Origin of the sequence: Streptomyces ureilyticus, from assembly GCF_011045025.1 — a bacterium.
Classification (GTDB): domain Bacteria; phylum Actinomycetota; class Actinomycetes; order Streptomycetales; family Streptomycetaceae; genus Streptomyces; species Streptomyces ureilyticus.
Map to the genome: position 1 here is coordinate 1 of NZ_JAAKZX010000217.1, position 15,714 is coordinate 15,714.

Annotated in this window: 20 protein-coding genes and 1 riboswitch; of the genes, 11 read left to right on the forward strand and 9 right to left on the reverse strand. The window is 70.5% G+C overall.

What is annotated here, in order from left to right:
* From G6048_RS39850 to G6048_RS39870, 5 genes are all read right to left on the reverse strand, one after another.
* A partial coding sequence (locus tag G6048_RS39850) for an urease accessory protein UreF (protein ID WP_328828339.1) occupies positions 1 to 393 on the reverse strand: 393 nt, incomplete at its 3' end.
* A gap of 12 nt (positions 394 to 405) precedes the next feature.
* Complete coding sequence (locus tag G6048_RS39855; protein WP_165344488.1) at positions 406 to 2,127, reverse strand: urease subunit alpha; 1,722 nt, start codon at positions 2,125 to 2,127, stop codon at positions 406 to 408.
* Complete coding sequence (locus G6048_RS39860; RefSeq protein ID WP_165344489.1) at positions 2,120 to 2,431, reverse strand: urease subunit beta; 312 nt, start codon at positions 2,429 to 2,431, stop codon at positions 2,120 to 2,122. Before G6048_RS39860 ends, G6048_RS39855 begins: the two co-directional genes overlap by 8 nt.
* 16 nt (positions 2,432 to 2,447) lie before the next feature.
* Positions 2,448 to 2,750: an urease subunit gamma gene (locus tag G6048_RS39865; RefSeq protein ID WP_033325080.1), complete on the reverse strand. Its 303-nt coding sequence runs from the start codon at positions 2,748 to 2,750 to the stop codon at positions 2,448 to 2,450.
* A 150-nt stretch (positions 2,751 to 2,900) separates the two neighbouring features.
* Positions 2,901 to 3,530, reverse strand: a complete 630-nt coding sequence (locus G6048_RS39870; RefSeq protein ID WP_165344490.1) for a TetR/AcrR family transcriptional regulator — start codon at positions 3,528 to 3,530, stop codon at positions 2,901 to 2,903.
* A gap of 218 nt (positions 3,531 to 3,748) precedes the next feature.
* Here G6048_RS39870 and G6048_RS39875 point away from each other — a divergent pair, with 218 nt between their 5' ends.
* Positions 3,749 to 4,711, forward strand: coding sequence for an ABC transporter permease (locus G6048_RS39875; RefSeq protein WP_165344503.1), 963 nt, complete (start codon positions 3,749 to 3,751; stop codon positions 4,709 to 4,711).
* Positions 4,712 to 4,824: 113 nt separating this feature from the next.
* Here the strand turns inward: G6048_RS39875 and G6048_RS39880 are convergent, their stop codons facing one another.
* A complete protein-coding gene (locus tag G6048_RS39880) occupies positions 4,825 to 5,103 on the reverse strand; it encodes a type II toxin-antitoxin system Phd/YefM family antitoxin (protein ID WP_033324984.1) in 279 nt (92 codons plus the stop codon).
* Positions 5,104 to 5,173: 70 nt separating this feature from the next.
* Between G6048_RS39880 and G6048_RS39885 the strand changes: the two genes are divergently transcribed.
* From G6048_RS39885 to G6048_RS39900, 4 genes are all read left to right on the forward strand, one after another.
* Positions 5,174 to 5,809 carry an ATP-dependent Clp protease proteolytic subunit gene (locus G6048_RS39885; protein WP_165344491.1) on the forward strand — a complete coding sequence of 212 codons (636 nt, stop codon included), beginning with the start codon at positions 5,174 to 5,176 and terminating at the stop codon, positions 5,807 to 5,809.
* Between the two features lie 7 nt (positions 5,810 to 5,816).
* A complete protein-coding gene (locus G6048_RS39890; RefSeq protein WP_165344492.1) occupies positions 5,817 to 6,128 on the forward strand; it encodes a hypothetical protein in 312 nt (103 codons plus the stop codon).
* A gap of 373 nt (positions 6,129 to 6,501) precedes the next feature.
* Positions 6,502 to 6,667: riboswitch (cyclic di-AMP (ydaO/yuaA leader) on the forward strand.
* A gap of 3 nt (positions 6,668 to 6,670) precedes the next feature.
* The gene (locus G6048_RS39895) at positions 6,671 to 7,144 is read left to right on the forward strand and encodes a C40 family peptidase (RefSeq protein ID WP_165344493.1); all 474 of its coding nucleotides are present in this window, start codon (positions 6,671 to 6,673) and stop codon (positions 7,142 to 7,144) included.
* 194 nt (positions 7,145 to 7,338) lie between these two features.
* A complete protein-coding gene (locus tag G6048_RS39900) occupies positions 7,339 to 7,812 on the forward strand; it encodes a DUF6328 family protein (RefSeq protein WP_165344504.1) in 474 nt (157 codons plus the stop codon).
* A 17-nt stretch (positions 7,813 to 7,829) separates the two neighbouring features.
* Here G6048_RS39900 and G6048_RS39905 read toward each other — a convergent pair whose 3' ends face one another.
* A complete protein-coding gene (locus G6048_RS39905) occupies positions 7,830 to 8,459 on the reverse strand; it encodes a LysE family translocator (RefSeq protein ID WP_165344494.1) in 630 nt (209 codons plus the stop codon).
* A gap of 112 nt (positions 8,460 to 8,571) precedes the next feature.
* Between G6048_RS39905 and G6048_RS39910 the strand changes: the two genes are divergently transcribed.
* Positions 8,572 to 9,489 (forward strand): LysR family transcriptional regulator, encoded by a 918-nt coding sequence (locus G6048_RS39910; protein ID WP_165344495.1) that lies wholly within the window; start codon positions 8,572 to 8,574, stop codon positions 9,487 to 9,489.
* Between the two features lie 46 nt (positions 9,490 to 9,535).
* On the opposite strand, the gene G6048_RS39915 is transcribed toward G6048_RS39910, so the two are convergent.
* On the reverse strand, positions 9,536 to 9,979 hold the full coding sequence (locus G6048_RS39915; RefSeq protein ID WP_165344496.1) for an ATP-binding protein: 444 nt from the start codon (positions 9,977 to 9,979) through the stop codon (positions 9,536 to 9,538).
* 286 nt (positions 9,980 to 10,265) lie between these two features.
* On the opposite strand from G6048_RS39915, the gene G6048_RS39920 reads away from it, so the two are divergent.
* Both G6048_RS39920 and G6048_RS39925 read left to right on the forward strand, forming a co-directional pair.
* Positions 10,266 to 11,123 (forward strand): helix-turn-helix domain-containing protein, encoded by an 858-nt coding sequence (locus G6048_RS39920; protein ID WP_165344497.1) that lies wholly within the window; start codon positions 10,266 to 10,268, stop codon positions 11,121 to 11,123.
* A gap of 9 nt (positions 11,124 to 11,132) precedes the next feature.
* The gene (locus G6048_RS39925) at positions 11,133 to 11,360 is read left to right on the forward strand and encodes a DUF397 domain-containing protein (protein WP_165344498.1); all 228 of its coding nucleotides are present in this window, start codon (positions 11,133 to 11,135) and stop codon (positions 11,358 to 11,360) included.
* Here the strand turns inward: G6048_RS39925 and G6048_RS39930 are convergent.
* Positions 11,341 to 12,477: an 8-amino-7-oxononanoate synthase gene (locus G6048_RS39930; protein WP_165344499.1), complete on the reverse strand. Its 1,137-nt coding sequence runs from the start codon at positions 12,475 to 12,477 to the stop codon at positions 11,341 to 11,343. The genes G6048_RS39925 and G6048_RS39930 overlap by 20 nt on opposite strands.
* A gap of 199 nt (positions 12,478 to 12,676) precedes the next feature.
* Here G6048_RS39930 and bioB point away from each other — a divergent pair, with 199 nt between their 5' ends.
* The 3 genes from bioB to bioD form a co-directional block, all read left to right on the forward strand.
* Positions 12,677 to 13,807: a biotin synthase BioB gene (gene bioB, locus G6048_RS39935; RefSeq protein WP_165344500.1), complete on the forward strand. Its 1,131-nt coding sequence runs from the start codon at positions 12,677 to 12,679 to the stop codon at positions 13,805 to 13,807.
* Positions 13,800 to 15,080, forward strand: coding sequence for an adenosylmethionine--8-amino-7-oxononanoate transaminase (locus tag G6048_RS39940; protein WP_165344501.1), 1,281 nt, complete (start codon positions 13,800 to 13,802; stop codon positions 15,078 to 15,080). Before bioB ends, G6048_RS39940 begins: the two co-directional genes overlap by 8 nt.
* A gap of 31 nt (positions 15,081 to 15,111) precedes the next feature.
* On the forward strand, positions 15,112 to 15,714 hold a 603-nt coding region (gene bioD / locus G6048_RS39945), incomplete at its 3' end, for a dethiobiotin synthase (RefSeq protein ID WP_165344502.1).

A 15,714-nucleotide genomic window follows, 5' to 3' on the forward strand; every position in this document is an offset into this window, starting at 1 on the left:
CACCCGAGCAGCGACCCCGAGGACGACCGGCTGATGGGCCCCCTTGGGGAACGCCCGCGCCAGCGCGTCGAGTTCAGGCGACGGCCACGTCGCCCGCGCCGCCCGCGTCAGCTGCCGCCCGAGCTTGCGGGCGGCCACCCGCAGCGCGGCCGACGGCGTACGGGCGTCCGCCGCGGCGTCCAAAGCCAAAGGATCAAGCCCCAGCGCCGCCGCCGCGGCCAACGAGGCCGACACCAGCCCCGCCGTGTGCAACCGCCCCCGGCAGAACTCCTCCAGACTCCCCGCCCCGGTGATCCGCCCGGCCTTGACGGCAGCCTCGGCCCCGCCGGAGTGCGCGTGCCCCCCGGCGGGAAAGCGGCCGTCGGCCAGTACGAGAAGCGCGGCTCGCGACATGGTGACAGCCCCTCAGAAGAGGAAGTACCGCTGAGCCATGGGCAGTTCGGCGGCGGGCGTGGCCTCGACCAGCTCGCCGTCGATGTGCACGGAGAAGCTGTCCGGATCGACCCGCACCTCAGGCCGCGCGTCGTTCTCCCGCATGTCCGCCTTGGTCACCCCCCGCGTCGACTCGATAGGCACGAACCGCTTCCCGAGCCCGAGCCGCTCCGGCAGCCCGTCCTCGACGGCGAGCGGCGCCACGAAGTTGAAGGAGTTGGCGGCCGGGGCCCGTCCGATCGCTCCGTACATCGGCCGGGGCAGAATCGGCTGCGGCGTCGGAATGGACGCGTTGGCGTCGCCCATCTGCGCGTACGCGATCTGCCCGCCCTTGACGACGAGTTGCGGCTTGACGCCGAAGAAGGCGGGCTCCCACAGCACGAGGTCGGCGAGCTTCCCGGTCTCGACGGAGCCGACCTCGCGCGCGAGTCCCTGCGCGAGGGCCGGGTTGATCGTGTACTTGGCGACATAGCGACGTACGCGGTGATTGTCGGCGCGCCCGTCCCCGGGCAGCGCGCCCCGCCGCCCCTTCATCACGTGCGCGGTCTGCCACGTACGCATGATGACCTCGCCCACCCGCCCCATCGCCTGCGAGTCGGAGGAGATGATCGAGATGGCGCCGAGGTCGTGGAGTATGTCCTCGGCCCCGATCGTCGACGGCCGGATACGGGACTCGGCGAAGGCCAGGTCCTCGGGCACGGCCGGGTTCAGGTGGTGGCACACCATCAGCATGTCGAGGTGTTCTTCGGCGGTGTTGACGGTGTAGGGCCGGGTCGGGTTGGTGGAGCTGGGCAGCACGTGCGGCTCGGAGACCACGGTCATGATGTCCGGCGCGTGGCCGCCGCCCGCACCCTCCGTGTGGTACGCGTGGATGCCGCGCCCGGCGATCGCGGCGAGCGTGTCGGCCACGAAGCCCGCCTCGTTCAGGGTGTCCGTGTGGATCGCCACCTGGATACCCGTCCAGTCGGCGACCGTCAGCGCGGCATCGATGGCGGCGGGCGTCGAGCCCCAGTCCTCGTGGATCTTCAGGCCCAGCGCGCCCCCTCGGATCTGCGAGAGCATCGCCTCGTGCGAGACGGTGTTGCCCTTGCCGAGCAGCCCGAAGTTGAGCGGGTACGCCTCCATCGCCTCCAGCATCCGCGCCAGATGCCAGGGACCGGGCGTGACGGTGGTGGCCTTCGAGCCCTCGGCCGGACCCGTGCCGCCGCCGACGAGGGTCGTGATGCCGGAGGCGAGCGCCTCGTCGGCGATCTGCGGGCAGATCAGGTGCACATGGGCGTCGATGGCACCGGCCGTCAGGATACGGCCGTTGCCCGCGATGATCTCGGTCTCGGGTCCGATGACCAGGTCCGGGTGCACCCCGTCCATCGTGTCCGGGTTGCCCGCCTTGCCGATGCCGGTGATCCGGCCGTCGCGGATGCCGACGTCGGCCTTGACGATGCCCCAGTGGTCGATGATCACGGCGCCGGTGATGACGGTGTCCGGGGTGCCCTCTGCGCGCGTAGCACGCGACTGGCCCATGGACTCGCGGATGACCTTGCCGCCGCCGAACACCGCCTCGTCACCGGCGAGTCCGGGCCCGCCGGAACGATCCTCCTCGATCTCGATCAGCAGATCGGTGTCCGCGAGCCGGATCCGGTCGCCGGTGGTGGGGCCGAACAGGTCGGCGTACGCGGCACGCGAGAGCTCAGCCATCGAGGGCACCTCCGGTCTCCCCGCGCAGTCCGGGCACCACGCGGGCGCCGGTGAGCGGGACGAGTTCGACGTCTACGGGGATTCCGGGCTCGAAGCGCACGGCGGTGCCGGCGGCTACGTTGAGCCGCTTGCCGCGCGCGGCGGCGCGGTCGAAGTCCAGACCGGGGTTGGCCTCGGCGAAGTGGTAGTGGGAGCCGACCTGGACGGGCCGGTCGGCGGCGTTGAGGACGGTGAGCCGGGTGACCTCGCGGCCTTCGTTGAAGGCGACGGGTCCGTCGGCGAACAGGAACTCTCCGGGAATCATGGTGGCCGCTCCCCCGTCAGACGATCGGGTCGTGGACGGTGACGAGCTTGGTGCCGTCCGGGAAAGTAGCCTCCACCTGGACGTCATGGATCATCTCGGGGATGCCCTCCATGACGTCCTCGCGGGTGAGGATCTTGCGCCCGGAGTTCATGAGTTCGGCCACGGTGCGGCCGTCACGCGCGCCTTCGAGGATGTGCGACGTGATGAGCGCGACGGCTTCGGGGTGGTTCAGTTTCAGTCCGCGGGCCCGGCGCTTCTCGGCCACGTCGGCGGCTACATGAATGAGCAGCCTCTCCTGCTCGTGCGGGGTCAGTTGCACGGCGTCCCACCTCATAGTCCTCGCTCCGGACCGTGCGGGGTCCGGTTTCCGCAGCCGCCGGGCAAAATCCCTGGTGGCGTGGAGGCGCAGGCTAATTGGGCGGCGTTTCAGCGACGTTAACCGGCGGTCGGCCGGCTCAGGCCGCCGGCCTCATGTGCGGGCGTCGGGGCTCCCCATGCTCATCAGGCCCCGCAGCCCCTCCTGCAACACCTCCACCGGTGCCGTGCCGAAGATCGCCATCTGTGCCGCAAAGCCCTGGGCCGTCGCGATCATGGTCCGGGCCACGCTTTCGGCCGGTACGTCGGGCCGCATCATCCCCGCGTCCTGATAGCCCTGGACGACCTTCACCCAGGCCGCCCGCACGCTGCTGTAGCCGTCATGGACCACGGCCGACAGCTCCTTGTTGCGCAGGGTCTCCGCCCAGACCTGGATGATCAGCCGGGGAAACACGAACTCCCCGTTGTCGACCACCGCCCGCTTCCCTTCGATGACTGCGCCCATGACGCGCGCCACCAGCTCATCGGGCGGCGGGGGCGGGCTCTGCCGGGCGGCGGCCTCGAAGCCTTCGCGAATCTCTCCCAGCACCTCGGTGACGATCGCGTTGATCAGCTCGTCCTTGCCGCTGAAGTAGCGGTAGACGGCGCCCGCCGAGAGATCCACTTCCTTCAGCACGTCCTGCATGGACGTGGCGTGGAAGCCGTTGCGGGCGAAGCAGAGGGCCGCGCCGTCGAGGATCTGACGGCGACGGGCATCGAGGTGTTCCTGAGTTACGCGGGCCATGGACAGAAACGTAAAACGAACATTCCTTCTTGACAAGCTCGCGGGGTCCGCAGGATGGTGACACCGGACCTAAAACGAACGATCCTTCTTTTTACTTCGAGCTTCGAGTTCCGAGCTCCGACCTGAGGGGGAAACCCATGTCCGCCACCTCCGCTACCGCCACCAGGCAGCCCACTCCACCACCGCCGACCGCACCCGCGCCGTCACACGGCCGCCGCATGGTCGCCGTCGTCGTACTGATCCCCGTCCTGGTCACCCTCGCGCTATGGGCGTTCGCCTGGCCCGCGGCCCGTACCGCGCCACACGACCTGCCGCTCGGCGTGGCGGGTCCCGCCACCGCGACGGCCCAGATGGAGCAGCGGCTCGAGGCGCGCGAGGGCGCCTTCGAGATCCACCGTTACGCCGACGAGCGTGCCGCTCGGGACGCCATAGAGGACCGGACCGTATACGGAGCGGTCGTCGCCACTGAGCAGGGCCCGAAGCTGCTCACCGCCTCGGCCGCGAGTCCGGTCGTCGCCCAGCTGCTCCAGCAGGCGGTGACCCAGCAGGCGGGCGGGGCCCAGGTGCAGACCGTCGACGTCGTACCGGCCCCCGCGGACGACCCGCGCGGCGCGGCCCTGACGTCGAGCGTGCTGCCGATGGCGCTGGCCGGTATCGGCGCGGGTGCCGTCGTGACCCTGCTGGGCCTTCGTGGCTGGCGTGCGGCCGGCGCGCTGGTCGGCGCGGCCGCCCTGGTCGGCGCGGTGGCCGCCGCGATGGCCGACACCTGGCTGGGCGTGCTCACCGGGAACTGGTGGGCCGAGGCGGGCACTCTCGGGCTGTCGACGCTGGCCGTGAGCGCCGGCATCGCGGGTCTCGCGGCCCTGTTCGGCACACCGGGCATCGGACTCGGCGGGTTCATCATGATGCTGCTCGGCAACCCGTTCTCCGGCGCCGGCTCCGCACCCGAGATGCTGCCCGAGCCGGTCGGCGTGATCGGCCAGTGGCTGCCGCCGGGCGCGGGCGCCTCACTGCTCCGCTCGGTCTCGTTCTTCGACGGAGCCGCCGCGGCCGGCCCCGCGCTCACCCTGACCTGGTGGGCGGCACTCGGCCTGGGCGCGGTCTTGCTGGGCGGCGCGCTCCAGCGGCGCAAGGCACCCGTCGAACCGACCGCCGAGCGGGAACCAGCCCGGGTCGGCTGACCCGCGCAACAGAACGGACCGTGCGTCCCCGCTGTAGCGGACGGGGGCGCACGGTCTTTCGCGTATCTGAAGCTTTTACGTGCCCGAAGTCCGGTACTCGAAGTGCCGTACGCCTACGAAGCGTTGGGCCCCCGGTGCTCCGCCGCGATACCGAAGCGCTGCTGTTCGCGGGGAGCGGACGTGACCTCGCGGACGCTGGAGACGGCGCTGATCACCTGCTCCTCGGCGGGGTCCTGAAGGTCCTCGAGTCGTTCCAGGTCAGCGGCGGAGACAAGGGCGACGAGGGGCTTTCCGTGCCGCGTCACGACGACGCGTTCACCGCCGTACACCACTTTGTTGATCAGGTCGGCGAGCTCAGCCCTGGCTTGCGTCACCGGAATCTCATAGGCCATGCTCCCCATCATAACGTCATGTACGTCCTGTACATTTTTTACAGGACCTCACCCAGAGGAGGCGTGTGTCATGACCCGACCGTCCGCCCGCTACGTCCTGCCCGAGTTCACCGAACGCACCAGCGCGGGGCAGCGGACCATGGATCCGTACTCGAAGCTGCTGGAGGAGCGGATCGTCTTCCTGGGGACGCCGATCGACGACACGTCGGCGAACGACGTGATGGCGCAGTTCATGCACCTCGAGTACCAGTCGCCGGACCGGGACATCTCGCTGTACATCAACTCCCCCGGCGGCTCGTTCAGCGCGATGACCGCGATCTACGACACGATGCGGTTCATCACCTGTGAGGTGGAGACGGTCTGCATGGGGCAGGCGGGGGCGTCCGCGGCGGTGCTGCTGGCGGCCGGCGCGCCGGGCAAGCGGTCCGCGCTGCCTGGCGCGCGCGTGCTGATCCACCAGCCGGGGCTGCCCGAGCCCGTGCAGGGCCAGGCGTCCGATCTGGCCATCCAGGCCGAGGAGTTGATGCGTACGCGCCGGCTCCTTGAGGAGATGCTCGCCCGGCACTCCGGCCAGAGCCAGGAGCGGATCAGCGAGGACATCGAGCGGGACAAGATCCTGGAAGCACCGCAGGCGCTGGAGTACGGACTGATCGACCGCATCATCCCGAGCCGCAAGGCCTCGCTCACCGCACCCGGCGCGAGGTGAACGGCGAATGCTCCCACCCGAGTTGCCCCCGCTGCCGGCGCTGACCCGGGCGGAGGGCGAACTGATCGACCGTTATCTGGAGGTGCTCGATCTCCTCGGCCGGATCAATCCGGCGAACCGTGGCGACACCTACGGCGGGCTGCGCGCGGCACAGGCACTGGTCGCCAAGGCCGCCGCGCTGCGCGACGCGCTGACCCTGATGCACCAGCGGGGCGAGCACGAGCTGCACGCACCGACCCTGACGCGGGCGCTGCGGGTGCTCGACGGCGAACGTCGGGCGGCTCGCGTCGCCTTGCCGCCGGGATCCTCCGACAGCTGACGCACACCGAGCAACGGCCCGGGGGCTCCGCCGACGGCTGACGGGGCGTCCGGGCAAGGTCTGAAACGGACCAAATGGCGTACCGCTGAAAGGAGTAGACGGAGGTACGTTTAAGGGTCCATGCAACTTGCGCAGTGCGCCTACGCCGACGCCGGAATGACGTATTCCGGTGCTGGTACGAGGGTCCCCGACCCCCTCGACGCCCCTTCGTCATCAGGCCTGTCCACCCGAACAGGTGAGTGGTGAGTAAGCCCACAAACCACCGTTTCCGTTCGGCTTTTCCGACATTCGTGTTGCAAGATCCCTTCCGACGACAAGCCCCCGCCGCAGCGGCGGGGCGGTCCGGGCGGACGCCGAGTCCTGCCGCCGCCCGGATGACGGGTCGACAGAAGTGGATCGGCAGGAGTGGAGGACCCAGGCACGACGGGCCGCCGGAGACTTCCGAGTGGTCCTTGGGGTGAAGCCGCACACCGCGGCCGGGCAACTTCGCCAGCCCGAATCCGACAGGTCATCCTTCACAGGCGGCTGACGAAGGGTTGCGCATGTCTGCGCTCAATCGTGTCCCGTCGCTGTTGACCAGGGCCGGTACCGCATCGGCTCTCACCGTCGCCGTGGTCGGCGGCAGTGTTGTGGCCCCCGGTATCGCGTCTGACGCCGAAGCGGTCACCCCAGCGAAGAAGGCGCTTCAGGTGGCGGCCTCCAAGAAGGGTTCCCCGTACAAGTGGGGAGCCGAGGGGCCCAGGCGCTTCGACTGCTCCGGGCTGACGCTCTACGCGTTCAAGAAGGCGGGGAAGAAGCTGCCCCGCACGGCCGCGCAGCAGTACAACAAGACGCGCCACATCTCGGCTTCGAGCCGTAAGCAGGGAGACCTGGTGTTCTTCCACTCGGGCCGGAACGTGTACCACGTCGGCGTCTACGCCGGTAAGGGCCGGATCTGGCACGCCCCGAAGACCGGGGAAGTGGTGAAGCTGCAGAAGATCTGGACGAAGAGCGTCTGGTACGGCCGGGTCAGGTGACGCGCGTGGGGGTGGCGGCATCACCGCCGCCACCCCCACGGGGCGGTGATTCGGGCCGCTGACGGGTTACTCATTGACCCATGGCCCACCAACCGCCCAGCGAGCGAGAACCCGACGACCGACGTCCGGACGAGGTGCCGCCGTCCGACGAGCGACGCCCCGGCGAGGAGCCTCCACCTGTCGAACGCCGCATAATGCGGCGCGAGACGCCCCTCGAGCGCGCCGACCGCAACTTCATCGAACTGCTTCAGGAGTTGAGGGTCACCCAGACGGGCGTACAGATCCTCTTCGCGTTCCTGTTGAGCCTCGCGTTCACCCCGCGCTTCCCGGATCTCGACTCGGTGCAGCGCGCCACGTACATCACGACGCTGCTGCTCGCCGTGCTGTCCTCCGTACTCCTCACGGCACCGGCCGCCCTGCACCGCCGGCTGTTCCAGCAGGGCGCCAAGCCGCAGATCGTGGCGGTCTCCTCGCACCTCGCCCAGATCGGGATGGGCGTACTGGCCTTCGCGCTCACCGGCTCGGTCCTGCTGGTCGTGGACGTGACGGCGGGCCGCCTGGAAGGGATCCTGGCGGGCGCGGCCACCATCGTCGTCTGCCTCGGCCTGTGGGGACTCGTACCACTCCTGATGAAGCGCGCCGGCAGCGGGAACACGGACGATTCCTGAGCCCTGCCGGCGGGCTGTCAGGCCCAGGCCAGCAGCGGTTCGAGAACGAGCCCCAGTCCCAGCACCGTGAGGGCCGTTCCGGTGACGGCCTCGATGGCGCGGGCCGTACGCGGCCTGCGCAGCCACCGGCCGAGCCGGTCCACGAGCAGCGCGAGGGCCGGGAACCAGATCAGGGCGAGCGCGACCACGATCAGCGCGAGGACCAGCGTCCGCGGCATCGCGGGACTTCCGGCCGGTACGAACTGCGGCAGCAGACTGAGGAAGGTGACCGTCGCCTTCGGGTTGAGGGCGTTGGTGACGAACCCCTGCCGCAGGGCTCCGGCCCCGGACACGACCGGCGGGTCCTCGGCCCCCGGCTCGCGCCTGCCGCGCACCGACTGCAGCGTCCGTAGGCCGAGATAGAGGACGTAGGCACCACCCAGCAGTTGGAGCGCGCGAAACAGCGGGGGCACGGCGGTGAGCACCGCGGCCACCCCGGCGACGGCGAGCGCCGTGTGGACGAGCAACGCCGCCGCGATGCCGAGCGCGCACGCGATACCGGCCCGGCGGGAGACAAGGGCGTTGCGGACCACGACGGTGAAGTCGGCGCCGGGCATGGCGACCAGGCCTGCGGCGATCCCGGTGAAGGCGATGAGCTGTCCGTCCATGAGCACCAGCGTGCCCGCTCCGAGCCTTCAGCAGGTATGTGCAATATCCTGAGTGAACCTTAAGCAGTTCTTTAGCCACTTCTTCAGCTCACTCTTCAGCCGGGAGCCTCGTATGTACGACCCGACGCGGCTCGCGGCGCTGGTGGCGGTCGCCGAGGCCGGTTCGATCACCCGGGCCGCCGAACGCCTCGGCTACACCACGCCCGCGCTCTCCCAGCAACTGGCCAAGCTGGAGCGGGAGGCGGGCACGGCGCTTCTCGTACGTCACCACCGCGGCGCCCGCCTGACCGGCGCGGGCGAACTCCTCGCGGCCCGGGCGCGCCGGGTGCTGGACGAGATGGACCGGGCGCGGCACGAACTGGCGCGCCTGGCCGGGCTGTCCGGCGGCACCCTGCGGCTCGGCACCTTCCAGACGGCCGGGATCCACCTGCTGCCGCCGGCGCTGAGCGCGTTCCGCAGGGCCCATCCCGATGTGGAGCTGACCGTGGCGGACTACGAGCCGCCGGCCAGTATCGCCGCGGTGGCCGCGGGCGAGGTGGACCTGGCGCTGACACACGCCTACGAGCCCGCGGAGCCGGTGTCGCTGCCCTCCGCCGTGTCCGCGGAGCCGGTCCTGGTCGAGGAGCTGGTGCTGGTGACTGCTCCCGGGCACGCCCTGACCAGCGGCTCGTCCCGGCTGCCACTGACCGAGCTGGCCGGCCAGCAGCTGATCAGCATGGCCCCGGACCACCCGGCCCGGCAGGGCCTGGAGGCCGTGCTCGCCCGGGCGGGCACCGCCCCTTCGGTCCTCGTCGCGACTCCCGGCTACGCCCTGGTCTGCGCCCTCGCCAGCGCGGGCCTCGGCATCGCGGTGGTCCCGGAGATGGTCGCCAGAACCGCCTCCACCCCGGTGAGCATGCGCCTCCTGGAGCCGGGAGACCTGCGCAGGACGATCTCGGTGGCCTACCGCACCGACGAGCAGGCACCCGCGGCCGACGCCTTCCGCGCGCTGCTGCGCGGCGCGTTCGGCCGCGCGTCCCAGCAGAGTTGACGGCCGCGATCCCCGCAGCCGGCAGCCCCGCGACTCCCTCAGCTCCTCAGTCGGCAGGGACCGGCTGAACCGGAGTCGTCCACGGCAACATGATCGAAACCGTTTTGCCGCCCTCACGGGTGGGCCGGACCGTCACCTTGCCACCGCACTCGGCGGTGAGGAAGCGGATGATCACGAGGCCTCGGCCGTTGTCCTGCTGGACGGCAGCGGGGAGTCTCTTCGGGAAGCGTGGATGGCTGTCGGTCACGCCGATGCAGAGTTGCTCGTCACGGTCGAGCGCGAGGTCCACCGTGAAGGTCGGTGACTGGCCGAAGGTGTGCTGCACGGCGTTGGTGGCGAGTTCGGAGACGATGAGACGGACGGTGTCGGCGGCTTCCGTGTCCGACGGAAGGCCCCATTCGGCAAGGACGTTGACGACGTAGGTACGGGCGGCGGAGACCGAGGCGGGATCGCTCGGCAGAGTGACGGAGGCTTCCAGGTGGTCTGCCATGGCGAGGTCGTCCCTTTCCCACGGGACCGGAGTCCGACACGGAGCGGAGGTTCGAGTACGGTCCCGGACTGGTGCTGCGCGTCAGACTGCCACTACCGGGCCAGTCTCGGTGCCGATCCACCAAGATGTGCATATATCTGTCGCTCGAAGCGGTGAACTCTCCGACGGCCGAGCGTATTTGGGTGGCGCCCAGGGTGGTCATTCGGACGGGTGACCGGGTCGTCTTCTGCCGTCGCCGTGACGCCCGACGCTATAGCGTCGGCGCGACGGTCGGAAGGAGACGGCCATGCAACACGGTCCCGCGGTACGCCGCCGAAAGCTCGGCGCCGAGCTGCGCGCCCTGCGCACCCGCGCGGGTCTCACGAGCGGCGAGGCCGCCCGGCGCGTCGGCTGGCACCAGTCGAAGGTGAGCAGGATCGAGACCGGCCACAGCGGGGTCAAAGCGGCGGACCTACGGCGGCTCCTCGAGGCGTACGACGTCCGGGACCCCGAGCTGCTCGAGTTGCTCGTCGTACTCGCGGGCTCCGAGGGTGACGGCCGGCACCGCTGGTGGAACGCCTACCGGGGTCTGCTGCCGCCCACGTACCGCGACTTCATCAGCCTGGAGTCGCAGGCCAGCGCGATGCGCACCCTGGAGAACTCCGTGGTCCCCGGGCTGTTGCAGACACCGGAGTACGCCCGCGAGGTGACGCGGGCCGCCGTGGACGGGCTGCCGGACGGCAAGGTCGACGCACTGGTGGAGGTGCGTCTCGCGCGCCAGGAGGTGCTGCGTTCGGACACTCCGCTGCGACTGAGCGCGGTCCTGGACGAGGGAGTCCTGCGGCGGTCGGTCGGCGGACCGGGCGTGATGGCACGGCAGTTGAGGCGTCTACGGGACGCCGCCCGGCTGCCTCACGTGCGGATTCAGGTGCTGCCGTTCGGAGTTGGGGCCCATGTCGGGGTGACCGGGCCTTTCGTTATCTTTTCATTTTCGACTACTTCTGATCTGGATGTGGTTGTTCTCGACCACTTGACGAGTAGCCTCTATCTCGAAAGGGAAGAGGACCTTCAGGCCTACACCGAGGCCTTCAACTCCCTTCAGATCCACGCCCTTTCGCCCGAGGACTCGTTGGATTTCATCGCCGGTCTGGCTGACGGCGAGTAAGGAGGCACCATGTCCACCACCCTGCCTCGGTCCGTACCTTCCAGCACTTGTCTGCACGATGTGCGGTGGCAGCGCAGCAGCCGCAGCACCGGAATGAACAACTGCGTCGAGACGGCCCGTCCGGCCTCCGGCCCATGGGCCGGGCTTCTCGCGGTGCGCGACTCGAAGAACACGTCGGGTCCCGCCCTGCTCTTCGCTCCCTCGGCCTGGGAGGGCTTTATCGACGCACTGCGCTGATCACCCGTACGGCATGGTCGAGTTGCCCGTCGGTGAGGTCCGCGCGGGCGGTGAGCCGCAGCCGTGAGATGCCGTCCGGGACCGACGGGGGACGGAAGCAGCCGACGGCCAGTCCCGCTTCGCGGCAGTCCGCAGCCCAGCGCACGGCCTGCTCCGGCGAGGATGCGCGCACGGAGACGACTGCGGCGTCCGGCCGTACCGCTTCGAGGCGTTCGGCCGTGAGGCGGGAGTGCAGGGTCGTGGCCACGGCACGCGCGCGTGCCGCTCGTTCCGGTTCCCGGCGCAGCAGGCGCAGGGCCGCGAGGGCGGCGCCCGCGGCGGCCGGGGCCAGACCGGTGTCGAAGATGAACGTGCGCGCCGCGTTGACCAGATGGTCGATCACGTGGACCGGGCCGAGGACGGCACCGCCCTGGCTGCCGAACGACTTCGACAGCGTGACGGTGGTGACGACGTCGGCCGCACCCGCGAGTCCGGCCGCGTGCGGTGCGCCCCGGCCGCCCTCCCCGAGCACGCCGAGCCCGTGCGCGTCGTCGACGACGAGACCGGCGCCGAACTCCCGGCAGGCGCCAGCGAGTTCGGCCAGCGGGGCGGCGTCTCCGTCCACCGAGAAGACCGTGTCGGACACGACGACGGCGGGTCCGGCGTGCGTGCCGAGCACCTTGCGTACGGCCTCCGGGTCGGCGTGCGCGACGACCTGCGTGGTGCCGCGCGCGAGACGGCAACCATCGATCAGCGAGGCGTGGTTGCCCGCGTCCGACACGACGAGCGAACCGTGCGGGCCCAGCGTGGTGACGGCGGCGAGGTTGGCCGCATAACCCGACGAGAAGACGAGCGCGGCCTCGAAGCCGCAGAACTCGGCCAGCTCACGCTCGAGTTCGGCGTGCAGCTCCGTGGAGCCGGTGACGAGCCGGGAGCCCGTGGCGCCGCCGCCCCATAGCTTCGCCGCGCGGGCGGCGGCCTCGGTGATCTCGGGGTGCCGGGCCAGGCCCAGATAGTCGTTGCTCGCGAGATCGAGCAGCGGGGAGTCGGCGGGGCGGGGGCGCAGGGTGCGGACGAGTCCGGCCCGGCGCCGCGTACGCGCCTGTTCGTCGATCCACGCGAACGGCGATCCGGCCATGTGTCCTCCGGGCCTTGGGGGTTGTGCGTGAGGGTGCCTCGTGCGGGCAGTGCTCTGCCTGCGGGGTTTTGTAGGCAGTGCACAGACCCTAGCCGCCCGGCCCGCCGCCCATGATGTGGAAAAAACCACACCTCGAACGGGCTGTCTTGTACGAACTCTCCTTGGCCCCACCCCCTCGCATAGGCCAGGATCTGACCCCATGGACCTGCTGAACACGCTGGTGGACAAGGGGCTTCGGCGCGAGCTGCCGACCCGCGACGAGGCGCTGGCCGTGCTGGCCACCTCCGACGACGAACTCCTCGATGTGGTGGCCGCGGCCGGAAAGGTACGGCGGCAGTGGTTCGGCCGACGGGTGAAACTCAACTATCTGGTCAACCTCAAGTCGGGCCTGTGCCCCGAGGACTGCTCGTACTGCTCCCAACGCCTCGGCTCCAAGGCGGAGATCCTCAAGTACACCTGGCTGAAGCCCGACCAGGCCTCCGAGGCGGCGGCCGCCGGGCTCGCGGGCGGCGCCAAGCGGGTCTGTCTCGTGGCGAGCGGGCGCGGGCCGACGGACCGTGACGTCGACCGGGTCTCCGACACCATCAAGGCGATCAAGGACCAGAACGAGGGCGTCGAGGTGTGCGCCTGCCTCGGCCTCCTCTCCGACGGCCAGGCCGAACGGCTGCGCACGGCGGGCGCGGACGCCTACAACCACAACCTCAACACGTCCGAGAGTACGTATGGGGACATCACGACCACCCATACGTATGCAGACCGTGTGGACACGGTCGAGAAGGCGCACGCGGCAGGTCTGTCCGCCTGCTCCGGCCTGATCGCGGGCATGGGCGAGAGCGACGAGGACCTGGTCGACGTCGTCTACGCGCTCCGCGAGCTGGACCCGGACTCGGTCCCGGTCAACTTCCTGATCCCCTTCGAGGGCACCCCGCTCGCCAAGGAGTGGAACCTCACCCCTCAGCGCTGTCTGCGCATCCTCGCCATGGTCCGCTTCGTCTGCCCGGACGTGGAGGTGCGCATCGCGGGCGGCCGCGAGGTCCATCTCCGTACGATGCAGCCGCTCGCTCTGCACCTCGCCAACTCCATCTTCCTCGGCGACTACCTGACCAGCGAGGGCCAGGCGGGCAAGGCCGACCTGGACATGATCGCGGACGCCGGATTCGAGGTGGAGGGCACCGACGAGGTGACGCTGCCGGAGCACCGGGGGTCTGGTGCGTGCGGCTCGGCGGGCGTCTGCGGTTCCGGTGATTCGGAGGCGAGCCCCGAGGCCCGTACGGATCTGGTCGCGGTACGCCGCCGGGGCGCCGGAACGGATCTCGCACCCAATGCCTGACCTGCCCGTGAGCGAGCTGCTCGACCTCGACCGGCGGCACGTATGGCATCCGTACGGGCCGATGCCCGGCCGGCAGGAACCGCTCGTCGTGGAGTCGGCGAGCGGGGTGCGGCTCACGATCGCCGGTGAGCCGGACGAACTGGTGGACGGCATGTCGTCCTGGTGGTCCGCCATCCACGGCTACAACCACCCCGTACTCAACGACGCGGCGCGCGAGCAGCTCGGGCGGATGAGCCATGTCATGTTCGGCGGGCTCACGCATGAGCCCGCCGTGCGGCTGGCGAAGCGTCTTGTCGATATGTCGCCGAATGGTCTTGAGCATGTGTTCCTCGCCGACTCCGGATCGGTGTCGGTCGAGGTGGCGGTCAAGATGTGCCTGCAGTACTGGCGTTCGCTCGGCCGTCCGGCCAAGCAGCGCCTGCTGACCTGGCGCGGCGGCTATCACGGCGACACCTGGCAGCCGATGTCGGTGTGCGATCCCGAGGGCGGGATGCACGAGCTGTGGCAAGGGGTGCTGCCCCGACAGGTGTTCGCGGATCCGCCTCCGGTCGCGTACGAGGAGTCGTACGCCGATCATCTCCGCTCGCTGATCGAGCGCCACGCCGATGAACTGGCCGCGGTGATCGTGGAGCCGGTGGTGCAGGGAGCGGGCGGGATGCGGTTCCACTCCCCCGGCTATCTGCGGGTGCTGCGCGAGGCCTGCGACGCGTACGGCGTGCTGCTCGTGTTCGACGAGATCGCGACCGGGTTCGGACGTACGGGTGCGCTGTTCGCGGCGGACCATGCCGGGGTGACGCCGGATGTGATGTGCCTGGGCAAGGCGCTGACCGGCGGCTATATGACGATGGCGGCGACGCTGTGTACGTCGCGGGTCGCCGAGGGGATCTCGCGGGGCGAGGTCCCGGTGCTCGCCCATGGCCCGACGTTCATGGGCAATCCGCTGGCCGCCGCGGTGGCCTGTGCCTCCATCGACCTGCTCCTCGGCCAGGACTGGCAGACGGAGATCAAGCGCATCGAGACGGGGCTGCGGGAGGGGCTGGCTCCGGCATCGGAGCTTCCGGGGGTGCGGGACGTACGCGTCCTCGGTGCCATCGGTGTCGTACAGCTGGACCACGATGTCGACATGGCGACGGCGACGCGGGCGGCGGTGCGCGAGGGCGTGTGGCTGCGGCCGTTCCGCGATCTCGTCTACACGATGCCGCCGTACGTGACGGGCGACGCGGACGTGGCGCGGATCGCGCGCGCGGTGTGCGCGGCGGCGCGGGAAGGGTGAGCGTGAGCAGGGAGATGCGCGGGGAGGTGCCGTGCCGGTACTGGTGATCACGGGGACGGGCACGGAGGTCGGCAAGACGGTCACGACCGCGGCCGTCGCCGCGGCTGCCGTCGCCGCCGGACGGTCCGTGGCCGTGCTCAAGCCGGCGCAGACGGGCGTACGACCCGACGAGCGCGGCGACGCCGACGAGGTGGCCCGGCTCGCGGGCCCGGTGACCACGCGCGAACTCGCCCGTTATCCCGAGCCGTTGGCGCCCGCGACGGCTGCCCGGAGGGCCGGTCTGGCGCCGGTGCGGGCGGCGGAAGTGGCGGAGGCGGCGGGCAAGCTGGCCGCCGAGCACGAGGTCGTGCTGGTCGAGGGGGCGGGCGGGCTGCTCGTACGGTTCGACGACGAGGGCGGCACGCTGGCGGACGCGGCCCGCCTGCTGGACGCCTCTGTGCTGGTGGTGGCCTCCGCCGGCCTCGGCACCCTCAACACGACGGAGCTCACCGCCCGCGAACTGCGCGCCCGGCAGCTCGACCTGCTCGGCGTCGTGGTGGGCAGCTGGCCGAACGAACCGGACCTCGCCTCGCGCTGCAACCTCGCCGATCTCCCGGTGGTGGCGGGGGCTCCCCTGCTGGGAGCCGTTCCGGAG

Coding starts and splice junctions, on each gene's coding strand:
- G6048_RS39855 (WP_165344488.1), bottom strand. CDS start 2,127: ATGGCTGAGCTCTCGCGTGCCGCGTACGCCGACCTGTTCGGCCCCACC.
- G6048_RS39920 (WP_165344497.1), top strand. CDS start 10,266: ATGCAACACGGTCCCGCGGTACGCCGCCGAAAGCTCGGCGCCGAGCTG.
- G6048_RS39895 (WP_165344493.1), top strand. CDS start 6,671: ATGTCTGCGCTCAATCGTGTCCCGTCGCTGTTGACCAGGGCCGGTACC.
- G6048_RS39880 (WP_033324984.1), bottom strand. CDS start 5,103: ATGGCCTATGAGATTCCGGTGACGCAAGCCAGGGCTGAGCTCGCCGAC.
- G6048_RS39940 (WP_165344501.1), top strand. CDS start 13,800: ATGCCTGACCTGCCCGTGAGCGAGCTGCTCGACCTCGACCGGCGGCAC.
- G6048_RS39870 (WP_165344490.1), bottom strand. CDS start 3,530: ATGGCCCGCGTAACTCAGGAACACCTCGATGCCCGTCGCCGTCAGATC.
- G6048_RS39885 (WP_165344491.1), top strand. CDS start 5,174: ATGACCCGACCGTCCGCCCGCTACGTCCTGCCCGAGTTCACCGAACGC.
- G6048_RS39900 (WP_165344504.1), top strand. CDS start 7,339: ATGCGGCGCGAGACGCCCCTCGAGCGCGCCGACCGCAACTTCATCGAA.
- bioB (WP_165344500.1), top strand. CDS start 12,677: ATGGACCTGCTGAACACGCTGGTGGACAAGGGGCTTCGGCGCGAGCTG.
- G6048_RS39925 (WP_165344498.1), top strand. CDS start 11,133: ATGTCCACCACCCTGCCTCGGTCCGTACCTTCCAGCACTTGTCTGCAC.
- G6048_RS39860 (WP_165344489.1), bottom strand. CDS start 2,431: ATGATTCCCGGAGAGTTCCTGTTCGCCGACGGACCCGTCGCCTTCAAC.
- G6048_RS39875 (WP_165344503.1), top strand. CDS start 3,749: ATGGTCGCCGTCGTCGTACTGATCCCCGTCCTGGTCACCCTCGCGCTA.
- G6048_RS39910 (WP_165344495.1), top strand. CDS start 8,572: ATGTACGACCCGACGCGGCTCGCGGCGCTGGTGGCGGTCGCCGAGGCC.
- G6048_RS39890 (WP_165344492.1), top strand. CDS start 5,817: ATGCTCCCACCCGAGTTGCCCCCGCTGCCGGCGCTGACCCGGGCGGAG.
- G6048_RS39905 (WP_165344494.1), bottom strand. CDS start 8,459: ATGGACGGACAGCTCATCGCCTTCACCGGGATCGCCGCAGGCCTGGTC.
- G6048_RS39930 (WP_165344499.1), bottom strand. CDS start 12,477: ATGGCCGGATCGCCGTTCGCGTGGATCGACGAACAGGCGCGTACGCGG.
- G6048_RS39915 (WP_165344496.1), bottom strand. CDS start 9,979: ATGGCAGACCACCTGGAAGCCTCCGTCACTCTGCCGAGCGATCCCGCC.